This is a genomic window from Staphylococcus argenteus (assembly GCF_000236925.1).
GTDB classification, from domain to species: Bacteria; Bacillota; Bacilli; order Staphylococcales; family Staphylococcaceae; genus Staphylococcus; species Staphylococcus argenteus.
In genome coordinates this window covers 1,077,610-1,092,822 of the sequence record NC_016941.1, presented here as the reverse complement: position 1 = coordinate 1,092,822, position 15,213 = coordinate 1,077,610, and the positions used below count along the sequence as shown (strand labels likewise).

18 protein-coding genes are annotated in these 15,213 nt (G+C 31.1%); 5 read left to right on the top strand and 13 right to left on the bottom strand.

Annotated features, from left to right (window positions below; all coding sequences use genetic code 11):
• Positions 1–123: 123 nt before the first annotated feature.
• The 7 genes from SAMSHR1132_RS05145 to isdC all read right to left on the bottom strand — a co-directional run bounded on the left by SAMSHR1132_RS05145 (position 124) and on the right by isdC (position 5,996).
• Positions 124–864 carry a TrmH family RNA methyltransferase gene (locus tag SAMSHR1132_RS05145; protein ID WP_000435365.1) on the bottom strand — a complete coding sequence of 247 codons (741 nt, stop codon included), beginning with the start codon at positions 862–864 and terminating at the stop codon, positions 124–126.
• 377 nt (positions 865–1,241) lie between these two features.
• Positions 1,242–1,565, bottom strand: a complete 324-nt coding sequence (gene isdG, locus SAMSHR1132_RS05140) for a staphylobilin-forming heme oxygenase IsdG (protein ID WP_000670944.1) — start codon at positions 1,563–1,565, stop codon at positions 1,242–1,244.
• A gap of 18 nt (positions 1,566–1,583) precedes the next feature.
• The gene (gene srtB / locus SAMSHR1132_RS05135) at positions 1,584–2,318 is read right to left on the bottom strand and encodes a class B sortase (RefSeq protein ID WP_014373816.1); all 735 of its coding nucleotides are present in this window, start codon (positions 2,316–2,318) and stop codon (positions 1,584–1,586) included.
• Between the two features lie 62 nt (positions 2,319–2,380).
• Positions 2,381–3,346: a hemin ABC transporter permease protein IsdF gene (gene isdF, locus SAMSHR1132_RS05130; protein ID WP_000589869.1), complete on the bottom strand. Its 966-nt coding sequence runs from the start codon at positions 3,344–3,346 to the stop codon at positions 2,381–2,383.
• Positions 3,347–3,358: 12 nt separating this feature from the next.
• Positions 3,359–4,237, bottom strand: a complete 879-nt coding sequence (isdE, locus tag SAMSHR1132_RS05125; RefSeq protein WP_001220192.1) for a heme ABC transporter substrate-binding protein IsdE — start codon at positions 4,235–4,237, stop codon at positions 3,359–3,361.
• Entirely contained in the window at positions 4,234–5,313 is a 1,080-nt protein-coding gene (locus SAMSHR1132_RS05120) for a hypothetical protein (RefSeq protein ID WP_014373815.1), read from the bottom strand. Before SAMSHR1132_RS05120 ends, isdE begins: the two co-directional genes overlap by 4 nt.
• Positions 5,313–5,996 (bottom strand): heme uptake protein IsdC, encoded by a 684-nt coding sequence (gene isdC / locus SAMSHR1132_RS05115; RefSeq protein ID WP_000790482.1) that lies wholly within the window; start codon positions 5,994–5,996, stop codon positions 5,313–5,315. The genes SAMSHR1132_RS05120 and isdC overlap by 1 nt, the downstream gene beginning before the upstream one ends.
• 207 nt (positions 5,997–6,203) lie before the next feature.
• Here isdC and SAMSHR1132_RS05110 point away from each other — a divergent pair, with 207 nt between their 5' ends.
• Together SAMSHR1132_RS05110 and SAMSHR1132_RS05105 are read left to right on the top strand one after the other, a co-directional pair.
• Positions 6,204–7,256: an NEAT domain-containing protein gene (locus SAMSHR1132_RS05110; RefSeq protein WP_000160870.1), complete on the top strand. Its 1,053-nt coding sequence runs from the start codon at positions 6,204–6,206 to the stop codon at positions 7,254–7,256.
• 200 nt (positions 7,257–7,456) lie between these two features.
• Positions 7,457–9,397: an NEAT domain-containing protein gene (locus SAMSHR1132_RS05105; RefSeq protein WP_001041609.1), complete on the top strand. Its 1,941-nt coding sequence runs from the start codon at positions 7,457–7,459 to the stop codon at positions 9,395–9,397.
• Positions 9,398–9,550: 153 nt separating this feature from the next.
• On the opposite strand, the gene rpmF is transcribed toward SAMSHR1132_RS05105, so the two are convergent.
• Positions 9,551–9,724 carry a 50S ribosomal protein L32 gene (gene rpmF / locus SAMSHR1132_RS05100; protein WP_000290472.1) on the bottom strand — a complete coding sequence of 58 codons (174 nt, stop codon included), beginning with the start codon at positions 9,722–9,724 and terminating at the stop codon, positions 9,551–9,553.
• A gap of 79 nt (positions 9,725–9,803) precedes the next feature.
• On the bottom strand, positions 9,804–10,361 hold the full coding sequence (locus SAMSHR1132_RS05090) for a YceD family protein (RefSeq protein WP_000872162.1): 558 nt from the start codon (positions 10,359–10,361) through the stop codon (positions 9,804–9,806).
• 126 nt (positions 10,362–10,487) lie between these two features.
• On the opposite strand from SAMSHR1132_RS05090, the gene SAMSHR1132_RS05085 reads away from it, so the two are divergent.
• Positions 10,488–11,627 (top strand): nucleotidyltransferase, encoded by a 1,140-nt coding sequence (locus SAMSHR1132_RS05085; RefSeq protein WP_000843596.1) that lies wholly within the window; start codon positions 10,488–10,490, stop codon positions 11,625–11,627.
• A 60-nt stretch (positions 11,628–11,687) separates the two neighbouring features.
• On the opposite strand, the gene coaD is transcribed toward SAMSHR1132_RS05085, so the two are convergent.
• Entirely contained in the window at positions 11,688–12,170 is a 483-nt protein-coding gene (coaD, locus tag SAMSHR1132_RS05080) for a pantetheine-phosphate adenylyltransferase (RefSeq protein WP_000401377.1), read from the bottom strand.
• A gap of 1 nt (position 12,171) precedes the next feature.
• The gene (rsmD, locus tag SAMSHR1132_RS05075) at positions 12,172–12,714 is read right to left on the bottom strand and encodes a 16S rRNA (guanine(966)-N(2))-methyltransferase RsmD (protein ID WP_001263804.1); all 543 of its coding nucleotides are present in this window, start codon (positions 12,712–12,714) and stop codon (positions 12,172–12,174) included.
• Between the two features lie 69 nt (positions 12,715–12,783).
• On the opposite strand from rsmD, the gene SAMSHR1132_RS05070 reads away from it, so the two are divergent.
• Positions 12,784–13,173: a DUF7147 family protein gene (locus SAMSHR1132_RS05070; RefSeq protein WP_000814562.1), complete on the top strand. Its 390-nt coding sequence runs from the start codon at positions 12,784–12,786 to the stop codon at positions 13,171–13,173.
• A gap of 2 nt (positions 13,174–13,175) precedes the next feature.
• Here the strand turns inward: SAMSHR1132_RS05070 and SAMSHR1132_RS05065 are convergent, their stop codons facing one another.
• The gene (locus SAMSHR1132_RS05065; RefSeq protein WP_001049153.1) at positions 13,176–13,430 is read right to left on the bottom strand and encodes a YlbG family protein; all 255 of its coding nucleotides are present in this window, start codon (positions 13,428–13,430) and stop codon (positions 13,176–13,178) included.
• Positions 13,431–13,671: 241 nt separating this feature from the next.
• Between SAMSHR1132_RS05065 and SAMSHR1132_RS05060 the strand changes: the two genes are divergently transcribed.
• Positions 13,672–14,598: a glycerophosphodiester phosphodiesterase gene (locus tag SAMSHR1132_RS05060; protein WP_000757536.1), complete on the top strand. Its 927-nt coding sequence runs from the start codon at positions 13,672–13,674 to the stop codon at positions 14,596–14,598.
• Between the two features lie 179 nt (positions 14,599–14,777).
• Here the strand turns inward: SAMSHR1132_RS05060 and SAMSHR1132_RS05055 are convergent, their stop codons facing one another.
• Complete coding sequence (locus SAMSHR1132_RS05055; protein WP_000606486.1) at positions 14,778–15,212, bottom strand: YlbF family regulator; 435 nt, start codon at positions 15,210–15,212, stop codon at positions 14,778–14,780.
• Position 15,213: the final 1 nt, after the last annotated feature.

The following is a 15,213-nucleotide window of genomic DNA, read 5'->3' as shown; positions in this document are numbered from 1 at the left end:
AAACAATTATTTATATAAATATCCATTCCTTTTTATTGGTTTATATTCAATTGTGTATGCTATCACGTTGAAAAGTTCTGTTAAACAATTACTTACAATTATATCGGAAAACTTTCAACTCGGTCAACCTTTCAAATGATAAAGTAAAATACTACCGGCGATTGCCACATTTAAACTTTCAGCTTTACCATAAATTGGAATGATTAAATTTTGTGTTGTATGTGCTAATAACTCTGGATTAACACCTTCACCCTCATTTCCTAATAGCAATGCAAATGAATCACTTGTAGAAACTTCTTTATATGCTACTGCATTTTCAAGTGCCGTGCCATATACTGGACCATCAAATTGAGCAATAAACGTAGTAAGATCTTGCGTTAAGACAGGCAAATGGAATACGCTACCTTGACTAGCTCTTAAAACTTTATCTTGATATGGATCTGTTGTACCTTTTTCCATTATTACTGCATCTATTCCTGCCGCATCAGCTGTTCTAATTAATGTTCCTAAATTTCCAGGATCTTGAACACGATCGATTAATAGCACTTGTTGGGCTTGTGAAATATCATATTGTGGCTTTTCAATTATTGCGAAAAAACCTTGTGGTGTTACTGTACCTGATAGTGATTCAGCGACTTTCATATTAATTTCAAAAACTTCTTGTGCGTATTCAATGATTTGTTGATCTAATCTTGCAGGTTCAATCGCGAATAATTGCGTAATGACGATACCACTTTGATGAGCTTCTTCAATTAAATGCACACCTTCAATTAAAGCTAATCCTGTTTTATCTCGTTCGCGCTTCTTTTTTAATTTATTCGCTTGTTTAATTCTATTATTTTGAGCAGAAGTAATTTGTTCCATATGTAGCTCCTCGCTTAATTTAAAAAATCGATAATTAGTATGTGATACAACCTGCTGCAATATTTAATGTCAAGTGTATCGTTTTATCACTTCGATTATTTCATATAGTATAAATCATCAATTATTGATACTACTACTATAAATCATAAGTCCTAAAATATCATTACTAAATAATTTTTGTACTGAGATTAATCATAATATAAACCCAATCGTTATTCATGAAAAACTTTAAAAATAGAGCTTATATTCATAGAAAATTACTGCTAAAATATTGGCATTCAATAAAAAAGCGACCTACATCTTATTAATGCGTGGTCGCTTATAAAGTTAACTGTATGTATTGTTATTACAATCTTATGTTAAACTTCCATATTCTATTATTTCATATAACTATATCCAATGTCATAAGTAATAACTTTGTTATTAATGATTGGACTGCTTTCATCTTCATTTTTACTTCGCACATGTTTATGTGCTGCTTTAAAGACATCTGATTTTAACCAATCTGTAAAAGCTTGCTTTGATTTCCAAACTGTTAAAATTTTAACTTCATCAAACTCTTCTTCCTCTAAAGTTTGTGTAACAAACATCCCATCGAAACCATCTAATGTTTCGATTCCGTGTCTCGTATAAAATCTTTCAATAATGTCTTTTGCTGTCCCTTTTGTTAACGTTAGCCTATTTTCTGCCATAAATTTCATAATTATCCTCTTTTCTCATTAACTTACTTTAATTATTTTTGCGACTACAACAATACGTTTCGCCGTTTCGCTATATGCATCTTCGCATGTTGATAATGTCATTATTTTATCTTTTACTGATATGTTTACATCTGATTTAATAACAGATTTCCGTTTGGTTTCATTTAAAAAATGTTGATAATCTTGATCACTGTCAAATGTTGTGCGGATATAATTGTCTTTAGTTGTCGTCTTATAAGCGCTAAATACTTGTAATTGATATTTGCCATATTTGTTATCAAATTCAATTGTTTTATGTCTCTCAAAAAAAGATTGTTTTAAATAGTCTTCTAACACATCAAACATTGTATTATCTCCAACATGATGTCCATAAAGAATCGTATTATAATTTAACGATTGTAATGTATTTCTATAGTCCATAAAAATACTACCTTTACGGCGATGCTCACGTTCAAAGTCTAAATTTAAGTATTCATGATTTGTTTTACCTTGGAGTACTGGATAGTTTAAAGATGTTCCTGGTAATTTTATCCAACCTACAATATCTTTATTTACTTTTTCAAGTTCTTCAAATTGTGGCCTTACAGATGCTTGATGTTTAGTTGCCAACGTTTGAAATTTCTGCTGTAATTTCTCATAATTCGCACGTTCTTGTTTATCTTCTATATATGTTTGGGCAATTTTATAACCGAAAATAATGATAATTATAATTAGAAGTATTTGCACTATACTTAAAAATCGTTTCATTTTCATAAAAATCCTTTTTAAAATTATTCATGAATGCCTTTGTACTATTTACTTTAATATTAATTGCTTTAAATACGGTTTCGTTGTCCCTTACAAATTAAATAAATAAGCATCGGACCGCCGACAATCATCAAGATGGCATTTGCCGGAATTTCTAAAGGAGGCTGAATGACACGCCCCAATAAATCAGCAATTAATAATAACCACGCGCCGATAACTGTTGAGAAAGGAATCAGCACTTTATAATTACCCCCAACGATTTTACGAACGACATGTGGCACAATAATACCTAAAAATGCTATTTGTCCAACAATAGCGACCGTTGCACTTGCCAGAAATACCGCTAACAAACCTGTTATCCATCGGTATCGGTCAATATTAAAACCTATGCTACGTGCTTGAACATCATCTAAATTTAACAAATTCAATTTATTTGAAATCAATAAAGTTAGAATTATTCCTACAAACGCTGACACAGCTAAGATATAAACATCACTCCAAATTTTCATCGTTAAGCCTTGAGGTATTTTCATTAAAGGATTTTGAGTTAAGATTTCTAAAATTCCATTTAATAAGACAAATAGTGCAACTCCAACTAATATCATACTTACAGCATTAAACCTGAATTTAGCATGCAAGATGATAATAATTAAAAATGGAACTACTCCGCCTATAAAGCTTAGTATTGGTAGATAAAAATATAATTGCGGAATGAATAACATACATAGTGCTCTCATGATTAATGCACCAGATGAAACACCAATAATGTTTGCCTCCGCTAGCGGATTTTGCAGTGCTGCTTGTAACAATGCGCCTGATACAGCTAACATTGCACCAACCATTATTGCAATTAGGATCCTCGGTAATCGTAAATCAATTATCGAATCTAATGTTGCATTTTCACCTGTTGTAAATTTAACTACAAAATCATTAAATGATAGCTTTATTGTACCGGTTATAAATGAAATATATGCTGTTATAATTAGCACGATAAACAGACATATAAATAATAATTTTTTATTGTGTTTTATCATCAAATCAATCCATTACTTTTTGTCTTTATAAAATAAATCATACAGTTGCATCATTGCTTCATCAGCATCTACATTTGCTGTAATACCAAATGGTACTTCTTCTAAATCATAAACTCGATTATTTTTAACTGCTTTAAAATGTTTCCAAATATCATTTTGTTTAAATTCTTTTTGGAACATTTTCTTTACCTCTTCAGGCATACCATGTGGTAATCTTAAAATTATATCTGGATCAATATTAAGTAAATTCTCAGTATTAGATGAAATATATTGTCGGTCTTTCACTTTGATAACATTTTCACCACCAGCAATTTTCACTAAATCCCCAATGTATGATTTATCCGTTGCAACTAAATAACTACCAGGCACACCCATTAAAATTAAAACTTTAGGGTGTTTCTTTTGTTTCGCTGCTTTATTTTCAATCGTCTGTTTAACAGTGTTTAAATGATTGTTTAATTTTGCTGCTTGTTCTTGTCGATCAAATTGTTTCCCAAGTTGTGTTATTGATTCTTGCATACCTTTTAAACTATCGAAATCATAAAAATAACCTTTCATATTCAATTGTTTATAAAATGGTTGCATTTCATCTTTAATTGTTGTCACACTTAAAACATGGGTAGGATTTAATTTTTTAACCGCTTCAACATTCGGTTCCATGGGTTGACCAATTTCCGGCACATCTTTATATCGTTTTGGCAAAGTTTTATATGACGTTGGTTTGCCGACAATTGGTAAATCTAATTTATCTAGCGTCATTGTTAACGCTACAGTAGTCGGTACGATTCGAAATTCACCAGATTTCGTTGTTTGCTTAGAATTTGAAGATTGACAGCTTGTTAAGATAACTACACTAATCACTAAAATTGTTAAATATTTTATGATTCTCAAACTTGGTTACCTCGCTTTCTACTGTATAAATGGGCTGAAATAAGTAAAATTGTTGCTAGCACAATACCTGCTCCAAATAATATATATTGCTTTTTATGGTTGGGTTTATCCAGCTCTTTAATATCACTAGATAATTGACTACTATCATTTTTATCGTCATTTCTGTCAAAAGCTGGTAACGCTTTTTCTTTTTCGATTACTTTTTTCTTTTCTTTTTTAGACTTTTCATCTTTTTGCTTTGACTTTGCTTTATGATTATTTTCATCTTTTTTAACAGCTGGAGGACTATTTTCAACTTTTAATGTGCCCGATGCTTTAGGTTGCTCATTTTCAACCTTTTTATTGCTCTCTTGTTGCACTTTATCCTTTTCAGCTGAAGCTTCATTCAAACTCTTTTCAGTAATAAGGCTAGTACGTTTTTCCTGATTATCTAACTGCTGATTGCTTTTTTTATCATCTGAATTATTTTCATTAAGTTTTAGTTGATCATTTGGATTATTTTGGTTTTTTGATGGTACTTCTTGCCCATCATCATGTTTATCAGTTTTCTCTTTAAAATGAATGGAATAAACCGTTTCTTTATTCTCCTGTTCTTCATTTTCAGTCGATGTTTTAACATGCATATTGATTTTATTCATATGTTGTTCAATTAATACCCTAACTAATGAATGATCATTTTCAACTTTAGTAACATGAGACAATTCTTCATTTTTGTCATTTTGAAAAACAAGTTGTTCTTTATCAAATTGACCTTTTAGCTTTAGTTGCAAATAAAGTTTACCTGTTAAATCTGAAATCAATTGTGACTTTACATCAACTAATTGTTGTTCCTCAGTTATATTCTTATTTTCTTTATCAAAAAGTTGTAACTCTATCGTTTTGTCCTCTTTTATTTCTTCATCAAATATCGATGTTGTTAATTCTAGTTTATCTTTTGCTTCAGTTTGATTAAATTTGGCTGATGGATGTTTAATCTCATCAGCCAATACGCTACCAATCGTTGTTGTATATGTAAGTATCAATAAGCTAGTTAAAGCTATAATTGATTTTGTAGCAATTTTATTGTTTATATTCATTATTTAACGTTGCCTTTAGCTCTTTTTCTGACAAACAACGTGATTGCGATTAATAGCGCTAAAGATGCGACTGGAATTGCATATATGTATGCTGGTGTACCTGCATTTGTTTGCGGATTCTCAACTTTATTTTTATCTGAACTCTCAGATCCGTTTTGACCAGAAGTAGCCCCTTCTGTTCCTTTGTCACTTCCTGAAGCAGAAGTTTTGTCGTCGTTACTTGTAGCGCCTGCACTTGCTACATCTGTTGGTCCATTAAATTTATATGTAATATTATAATGATGGTCATATTTAAATGGCTTACCGTTTACTTTTTCATTGATATAAACATCAATTTTTCCGTCAATTTTTCCATTTAATTTACTCACTTCAAATTCTGAAGTTTTTTCATCTTTGGCAGTATCTTTGTTAATAATATTTTCTTTATGACCTTCAATACTCATTCCAGTAATCCAATGACTATGATTAACAGTAATTTGAACGTATAATTTACCATTTTTCTTAACGTATTTCGCTGGCTTATTAAAGTAATCATTAGCTATCGATGTATCATTTGTGTTGTATTTATATACCTCGTAATCCAATGTACCACTTTCAGCAGCATTAGCAGTATTTCCAAAAGTCGCGATGATAATAATTAATGCCAAAATAGTTGTATTAAAAACTTTTACAATATTTTTCAAAACATAATCCTCCTTTTTATGATTGCTTGTAAGTCTTTAATGAAATCATAAATAATAATGATTATCATTGTAAATATTTATTTTATAATCAAATTATTATTGTTATACAGAATTAGATGTGCTAGTATAATTGATAACCATTATCAATTGCAATGGTTAATCATCTCTTATAACAACACATATTACATATCCTTAGGAGGAAACAGCATGACAAAACATTATTTAAACACTAAGTTCCAAGTAGAACAACAACGTACTTCTGTAATGAAAAAATTTACAATCGGTACTGCTTCAATCATTTTAGGCTCTTTTGTATATTTTGGTGCAGATAGCCATAACGCAGATGCAGCGACTGAAGCAACAAATGCTAACAGTAATCAAAGTACACAAGTATCTCAAGCCACTTCACAACCAATCAATTTCCAAGTACAAAAAGATGGTTCTTCAGAAAAATCACACATGGATGATTATATGCAACATCCTGGTAAAGTGATTAAACAAAATAACAAATACTACTTCCAAGCTGTATTAAACAATGCATCATTTTGGAAAGAATATAAATTTTACAATGCAAATAATCAAGAACTAGCAACTACCGTTGTCAATGATGATAAAAAGGCTGACACTAGAACAATTAATGTTGCTGTACAGCCTGGATATAAGAGCTTAACGACAAAAGTACATATTGTTGTACCTCAAATTAATTACAATCACAGATATACAACACATTTAGAATTTGAAAAGGCAATTCCAACTTTAGCAGACGCTGCTAAACCAAATGCTGTTAAACCAGTTCAACCTAAAGCACCTTCTGAAACTACTAAGCCAGCTCAACCTAAAGTTGAAAAAGTTACACCTGCAGTAACTACGCCAAGTAAAACTGAAAAATCACAACCAACAAAAGTTGTAAGTACTGAAACTAAGAAAGACCAAACTAATGTACAAAGTTCTCAAACAGTAAAACCTGCATCAACAACACAAGAACATAATAAAGTTCACACAGATGCTAAAAATAATACAGCAGTTAAATCAGAAAATAATAATAAAGTTGCTAGCCAAAAAAACTCACAACAATCTGACGAAGTTGAAAAACAAAATGCAGTTCAAAAACAAGCACCTTCAAAAGAAACTAAAGCAAAAGAATTGCCAAAAACAGGTTTAGCAATGGTGGATAACTTTGTTAGCACTGTTACTTTCGCGACACTTGCCCTATTAGGTTCACTTTCATTATTAGTATTCAGAAGAAAAGCTTCTAAGTAATACATCCGAACTTACAAAAAATAAATATTATATTTTAATTTTACATTAACCTATGACATTGATATTTCATAATTCTATGTCATAGGTTATTTTTTTATAAAATAGTATTGCAATTAAATGACATTTCAATGTACAATACAAGTAATTAATTGATAATGATTATCAGTTGATAATACATAATTAGGAGTTGTTTTTACAACATGAACAAACAGCAAAAAGAATTTAAATCATTTTATTCGATCAGAAAATCAACACTTGGTGTCGCTTCAGTAGCAATTAGTACACTATTTTTAATGATGTCGAATGGAGAAGCTCAAGCAGCCGAAGAATCAGCGAATATAAATGCACAATCTCAACCAAAAACTGAGGCAGTTGCAAACCCTACTTCATCACCATCTGAAAACAAAGCTTCTGAGAAAGCCACTGAAACAGTGACTAAAAAAACACCAGTTGCAGAAGCAGTTTCAGTTTCAAATAAAGAAGCTGCCCCTATTAATGAGGCAAAAGAAGTAAAAGAAGAAAAACCAGTTGCTAAAGCAAATAACAATGCAGTTGCAATTGATAATCAGGAACTTAGAGAAGCAATTAAAAATCCTGCAATAAAAGATAAAGATCATAGTGCTACCAATTCTCGACCAATTGATTTTGAGATGAAAAAAGAAAATGGTGAGCGACAATTTTATCATTATGCAAGTACCGTTAAACCAGCAAAAGTTATTTTCGATAAAAATAAAACTGAAATTGAATTAGGATTGCAATCTGGGCAATTTTGGAGAAAATTCGAAATTTATGAAGGCGACAAGAAATTACCAATTAAATTAGTATCATATGATACGGTTAAAGATTATGCTTACATTCGCTTCCCTGTTTCAAACGGTACAAAAGCTGTGAAAATTGTAAGCTCTATTGATTTTAATAATAAAGAAGAAAAATATGACTATACATTAATGGAATTCGCTCAACCGATTACAAATAAAGCTAGCGATTTCAAAAATGATGAAGATTATAAAACAGAAAAATTACTAGCGCCATATAACAAAGCTAAAACACTTGAGAGACAAATTTATGAGTTAAAGAAAATCCAAGATAAACTTCCTGAAAAATTAAAAGCTGAATACAAGAAGAAGTTAGAAGATACTCAAAAAGCTCTTGATGAACAAATGAAATCAGCTGTAACAGAATTTCAAAATGTTCAACCGACTAATGAGAAACTAACTGATTTACAAGATACAAAATATGTTGTTTATGAAAGTGTAGAGAATAACGAGTCAATGATGGATACTTTCGTTAAACACCCTATTAAAACGGGTATGCTTAATGGCAAAAAATATATGATAATGGAGACTACTAACGATGATTATTGGAAAGATTTCATTGTAGAAGGTCAACGTGTTAAAACAATTAGCAAAGATGCTAAAAATAATACGAGAACAATCATATTCCCATATGTTGATGGTAAAACATTATATAACGCTATCGTAAAAGTACATGTTAAAACGATTGATTATGATGGACAATATCATGTTAGAATCGTTGACAAAGAAGCATTTACAAAAGCCAATGCTGAAAAGTCTAACAAAAAAGAACAAAAAGATAACTCAGCTCAAAAAGCGCCTGTTCCAGCAACGCCAGAAAAAACAACTCCAGCACCAGCTGAAAAAGAAGCATCAAAACAAAACAACAAAAAAGTTGAGAAAGACAAAGCACCGAGTGTTGAGAAAGAGAGTGGCGAATCTAAAGAATCAAGTAAAGCTGAAACACCAGCAACTAAACCAGATAATAGTACAGTAGAGTCAAGTAGTACTAAACCTTCTAAAGTAGTATCGACTACTCAAAATGTTGCTAAGCCCGCTTCTACAACTTCAGAATCACCGAAAAATGTAACTCAAACATCAGTTGGTTCAAGTGAAGTTAAAGAAGCATCTCAGCCAAGCGCTTCTCTTCAAAAATCAAGCTTAAAAGATGTCAATACTGCACAATCATCGACGAAACAAAATAGTAATGTTGCTAAAGAAAACAAAGCACAGACATTACCTAATACAGGTGAAGAATCAAATAAAGATATGACTTTACCATTGATGGCATTAATAGCTTTAAGCAGTATTGTTGCATTTGTTCTACCTCGAAAACGTAAAAACTAATAAATCGTCTTAATATTTATTTAATATTTTTACAAATTTAAATTGGCGAACAAGGTATCTTGATACCTCGTCCGCCAATTATTTTTTTCAATATAAAAAGTCCCACTTAAAACTTTCATTTTAAGCGGGACTTTTTATATTGAGTAACTAAAATTATTTAGCTGCTACTTCTTCGCCATTGTAAGAACCACAGTTTTTACATACACGGTGTGATAATTTGTATTCGCCACAGTTTGGGCATTCAGTCATACCTGGTACTGAAATTTTGAAATGCGTACGACGTTTGTTTTTTCTAGTTTTAGAAGTTCTTCTTTTTGGTACTGCCATGATATATCCTCCTTAGATTATAAACGAAAAATACTAAATGTTGGCTTAATTAACAACATTATATCATTAATTAAACTACTTATTGCTCTTTATCATATAATTGTTGTAATTTTTGAAGCCTTGGATCAACTTGTCGTGATTCTGAATCATCTTGTTCTTGCTGCTTAGCAAGTTCATCTAATTGATCCTCATCGATTACTTCCCAACCATTACCTGCTGTCAACATTTGATCACTTTGTTCTGAATATGCTCTCATTGGTTTCTCAATGATGATAATTTCCTCAACAATATCTTTAACATTAACCATACCGTCTTTTACAATGTGATAATGTTCATCTACATCATCTTGATCATCACTATATTGATTGTAACCTTCTAGATCAAATACTTCGGTAGTAGTTACATCTAGTGGTACTTCAACTGGTACAAGTGTACGTGCGCATGGCATTGTATACGTCCCAATAATGTGAATATCAGCAACGACTTCTGTTGACTTAATGGTTAACTGACCTCGGATAGTAATTGGAGATAAATCAATTAAATCTAATGATTCTTTTAAATTGTCAAAACTCACCGTTTGATCAAATTCAAATGGCTTACCTTGATATTTTCTTAATTGCGTAATTGACCATTTCATATGGCTTCACCTCTAACAAGCACAAAATTTATTTTAACTTTCTAAGAACAAGTTGTCAAGATTTTTTCTTAACATATCATCTTCTGTTACAATATTAATAATGAATACTGAAAGGACGAATTGCAAATGAAAAGCGTTGGCTTAATCACAGAATATAATCCCTTTCACAATGGGCATCATTATCATATTAATCAATCTAAAAATATAGCAAATGCTGACGTCTCCATAGCGATTATGAGTGGCAATTTTGTTATGCGTGGTGAACCAGCAATATACAATAAATTTACTCGCGCTAAAATGGCCTTATCAGCTGTTGATTTAGTTATCGAATTACCTACCACAGCAAGTTTATCTTCTGGCGATTATTTTGCCGAAACAGCGATTAAAGTTGCCAATTATATGAACGTTGATACAGTCGCTTTTGGAAGTGAAAGCAACGACATAGAAACATTGAAAGTATTGGCTCAAAACATTATTCAAATTGAGCAATCTACAGCATTTTCACAAAAATTAAAAGAAGGTAAAAGCTATCCTCGTATCATAAGTGAATTATTAAATGATCATGAAGCACTTTTAAATCCTAATAATTTACTTGGTATCAGTTATTTAAAAGCCATTAAAAAATATGCACCACATATTAAAGCAACGACCATTAAACGTGAAAGTGCGCAACATCATGATGCATCGATTCAACATAATGAATTTGCGAGTGGTACATCTATCCGAACATCGCTAATAAATCAAGATGACCTTTGGCATAAAGTAGTACCAACAAAGATACACCATCTATATATCAAACCACATTTAACTTTAAATCAAGTATTCCCATATTTAAAGTATCAAATTTTGGCAATGCCTCATGAATCATTAAAGGATATTTATACGGTTACTGAAGGTTTAGAAAATCGTCTAAAAGCTTACGTCAATGACGCTAATGATTTCCATCAATATGTCCAATTATTGAAAACAAAGCGCTATACGTATACGCACATTCAAAGAGTATTAATGAATATCTTATTAAATATTCAAACTCAAGATATTACAAACGATATTGAAGCCGTCAAAGTGTTGGCAATGAATGAACGTGGTAGACAATATTTAAAGTGTTTAAAAAAACAATTTCCAGACAGACATTACTTCACTAATATCAATAAAAATAATGCGCATTATTTCAAAAATGAAATCAAATCAACTCATATTTATAATGCAATTAGCGGGCAACAGCAAACAGACTTCAACACCCCCGTCATCCAACAATATCAATAACAAATGAAAACAGTATTTTAGGATTGCTAACCATGATAAACCTAAAATACTGTTCTTTTATTATTTAAATTTCTTTTTCAATGCCTTTTCAACATAAGGTGGTACAAATTCAGAAATGTCAGCGCGATATGCAGCAACTTCTTTAACAATACTTGAACTTATAAATGAATAATTTGTACTCGACATCATATATAATGTTTCAATTTCATTGTTTAATTTTTTATTCATTGAAGTTAGACGTAGTTCATATTCAAAATCGCTGACCGCTCTTAAACCACGTATGATTGTTTTAGCCCCAACTTGTTCACAATAATCGACTAGTAAACCACTAAATTGATGAACCTTGACGTTCGGTAAATGCTTTACAGATTGCTCAATTAAATCCATACGTTCCTCTAAACTAAACGTACCTTCTTTTTTACTATTCTTAAGAACACAAACGTGAATTTCATCAAATCGGTCTGTACTTCTTTCAATAATATCTAAATGACCATATGTAATGGGGTCAAAACTCCCTGGAATAACCGCTATTGTATGTTCCATGCTATTCTCCCTTTTCTAATAACATTGTATCTGTCAAACCATAATGGTAACGTTTAATCATGTTAAACGGTTGATAGTCAATTTCTTCGTGATTACTAAATTCACAAACGATGATACCATTTTCTTTCAATAAATTAAACTCTGAAATTTGTTTTAATGCTTTATCAATTAAACCTTTTTCATATGGTGGATCTAAAAAGATAATATCAAATTGAATTTCTCGTTTCGACAAGGCTTTTAACGCTCGGTCTGCATTGTTTTTATATACTTCAGATTGTTCTACTAAATCTAAGTTTTCAAGATTTGATTTGATAATTTTAACTGCTTTAAAATTTTGATCAACAAAGATAACTTTGTCCATACCTCTAGAGAGCGCTTCTATACCCAGTGCACCGCTTCCTGCAAATAAATCCAAGCCTATACCTGACACATCATATAAACTATTAAAGATGCCCTCTTTTACTTTGTCCATAGTTGGTCTTGTATTACGACCTTCCATACTTTCTAAAGATTTACTTTTATGTTTACCAGCAATGACACGCATGTTGTTGACACTTCCAATTCGTTTAGTTATTTAATATAATTTATTGAGAAAAAGGAGATTGATAAACTTATGAAACAAACATTCATTACACTTGGCGAAGGGCTAACTGATTTATTTGAGTTTATGACATTGATTGAGTATAACCATCAACGCATTGATAAAATTATCTATTTTCATTCGCCACTAGTTGAAAATGCTAAATCATCTGTAGCTATCATTATGAATCCAACAAGTGGTAATCATTTTCAAGCATTTTATATTATGATAAATGCAATTAAATACACATATCCAGAATTAAATACAAAATCTAAAATGATTAATGACTGTGCAAAGAAATACAATATACCCGTATTTGGTATTGATGTACAGCCACCACAAGCATTTCACGACTTATCATTATATTATAATTATTTAATTAGTGTATTAAGACTCCAAAATTGGATACCTAAATTACAATAATTTTAATTATAAATCTCGTGTTTTTCCTTTTCATATGTTTTCTTTAAATATTTATACGGCGAGCCGTCAATGTGTCTTACGTATTTTAGTTGCATTAATTTATGTACAATTTGATCTGCATCCTGCTCATTCACATACATTATTACAAATTTACGATCTTTATTTGTATGAACGATATGTCCATATTTTCGGATTTGTCGTTCATGTTTCATATGTTTTAAGTAAACTACAATACTTGTTCTTGGGATTAAATTCATTTAAACCTCACTCCATTTATTTTCAGCATTAATCATATCATGTCTTTATAAATTTTAAAATATTAAGCTCCCCCATTTAAATTACCAATCTATAACAAACACCTTAGTACTTTATGGTAAATATGCTCCTGTACATTTTTCGCCTAATTCCAAAAGTACGCAGCTATAAATAATTATTCTTATTACTATCGTCACAACTATGATTTTGATAAGCTATAAACGTATTCAAGGAGGAAATTTTATGAAAAAAGTTAATAAAAAAGTTTTTAATTTAATACTCTTAGGTGCTGGTTTTATAAGTAGTCTTTTAATGATAAATAAAAACAAAGTTGTCAATAAAAAACAAACCATCCCCCCATTTTTCAAAGGGCCTGCACCATATATATTCGCACACCGTGGTGGTATGTCTTTAAGACCTGAACAAACACAACTTGCATTCGATCACGCCAAAGATTTAGGTGTTGATGGATTTGAAACCGATGTAAGGCTTACGAAAGATCAACAACTCATTGTATTTCATGATGCTACAGTTGATAGAACAACTAACGGATCTGGTAAAGTAAGTGCACATACATTATCTGAGTTAAAAAAACTAGACGCTGGATACCATTTTAAAGATATTAATGGAAATACACCTTATCGTGGTTATAAGCATACAGAAATATTAACCTTCGATGAATTATTAAAGTTATATCCTGACATGTATATTAATGTGGACTTAAAAGATGCACCAGACTCTTACGAAGGTTCCATTGCCCCTCAAGTAATGTACGATACAATTGCTGCAAATAATGCCTTTGATCGTGTTTTAGTAACAAGCTTTTTTAAAGAACAAATTATAAGGTTTAATAATATAGCACAAGGTTCTGTTGCAATCGGTGCAAGCCAACAAGAAGTGACGGAAGCATTTTTAAAATTTTATTTATTAGGCGGTAGAAGTTATACACCGTTAGCTCAAACATTCCAAATGCCAACATCCTTTAAAGGAATAAATTTAACTTCTACTAATTTTATTAAATGGTTGAATAATATGAATGTGATTCCTGGTTATTACGGTGTGAATAGTATTGACTTGATGCAAGATTTATATCAAAAAGGCGCACATACTATCGTGACAGACCGTCCAGACTTAGCTCAACAATTCAAACAAACTTTAATGAACAGCTAATAATTGATTGAAACCGTGACAGTACCTTTGAAACATATCTATTATTGTTCCTGGAGACTATAGCAAATCCAGACATTCCAAAAGTTTAATAAATATAAAAACAGCAGTAAGATGATTTTCAATTAGAAAATACCTTTTACTGCTGTTTTATTTAAATCCATATCGCGGATTCATAATATTTATAATGAACAATTGCATGATCCACCCGATGCACAACCACCATGTGTGGTTTGAAAAAATGGATTGCCTGTTTCTATTTTCACATGATCCGACACGGCGTATGCAATTTTAGTAACAACTTCATCAATTAAATGTTGAAGTTCCATCTCTCTAGCTTTATATTGCATAACAACCTCTAACATTTCGTAAGCCCTTTTACGTTGCCTTGTTTCTAACATAATCTGTTTATAATCTGGATGATATTTCCCAAAACGCATCACATCATCATATTTCTCTTTTGATTTCAAAAATGATTGATAAAGTAGATGTGCTTCATCATTTTGTTCAAGTGCGAATTTAGCTTGTTCAAAAGACGCATATATATCAGATTCAACAATCATATCGGCAAGTCCATCAATATCATCTAGTATTGCCAATGAAGCTTCATTTATCATA

Coding starts and splice junctions, on each gene's coding strand:
- SAMSHR1132_RS05145 (WP_000435365.1), bottom strand. CDS start 864: ATGGAACAAATTACTTCTGCTCAAAATAATAGAATTAAACAAGCGAAT.
- isdG (WP_000670944.1), bottom strand. CDS start 1,565: ATGAAATTTATGGCAGAAAATAGGCTAACGTTAACAAAAGGGACAGCA.
- srtB (WP_014373816.1), bottom strand. CDS start 2,318: ATGAAAATGAAACGATTTTTAAGTATAGTGCAAATACTTCTAATTATA.
- isdF (WP_000589869.1), bottom strand. CDS start 3,346: ATGATAAAACACAATAAAAAATTATTATTTATATGTCTGTTTATCGTG.
- SAMSHR1132_RS05120 (WP_014373815.1), bottom strand. CDS start 5,313: ATGAATATAAACAATAAAATTGCTACAAAATCAATTATAGCTTTAACT.
- SAMSHR1132_RS05110 (WP_000160870.1), top strand. CDS start 6,204: ATGACAAAACATTATTTAAACACTAAGTTCCAAGTAGAACAACAACGT.
- SAMSHR1132_RS05105 (WP_001041609.1), top strand. CDS start 7,457: ATGAACAAACAGCAAAAAGAATTTAAATCATTTTATTCGATCAGAAAA.
- rpmF (WP_000290472.1), bottom strand. CDS start 9,724: ATGGCAGTACCAAAAAGAAGAACTTCTAAAACTAGAAAAAACAAACGT.
- SAMSHR1132_RS05090 (WP_000872162.1), bottom strand. CDS start 10,361: ATGAAATGGTCAATTACGCAATTAAGAAAATATCAAGGTAAGCCATTT.
- SAMSHR1132_RS05085 (WP_000843596.1), top strand. CDS start 10,488: ATGAAAAGCGTTGGCTTAATCACAGAATATAATCCCTTTCACAATGGG.
- coaD (WP_000401377.1), bottom strand. CDS start 12,170: ATGGAACATACAATAGCGGTTATTCCAGGGAGTTTTGACCCCATTACA.
- rsmD (WP_001263804.1), bottom strand. CDS start 12,714: ATGCGTGTCATTGCTGGTAAACATAAAAGTAAATCTTTAGAAAGTATG.
- SAMSHR1132_RS05070 (WP_000814562.1), top strand. CDS start 12,784: ATGAAACAAACATTCATTACACTTGGCGAAGGGCTAACTGATTTATTT.
- SAMSHR1132_RS05065 (WP_001049153.1), bottom strand. CDS start 13,430: ATGAATTTAATCCCAAGAACAAGTATTGTAGTTTACTTAAAACATATG.
- SAMSHR1132_RS05060 (WP_000757536.1), top strand. CDS start 13,672: ATGAAAAAAGTTAATAAAAAAGTTTTTAATTTAATACTCTTAGGTGCT.
- SAMSHR1132_RS05055 (WP_000606486.1), bottom strand. CDS start 15,212: ATGATAAATGAAGCTTCATTGGCAATACTAGATGATATTGATGGACTT.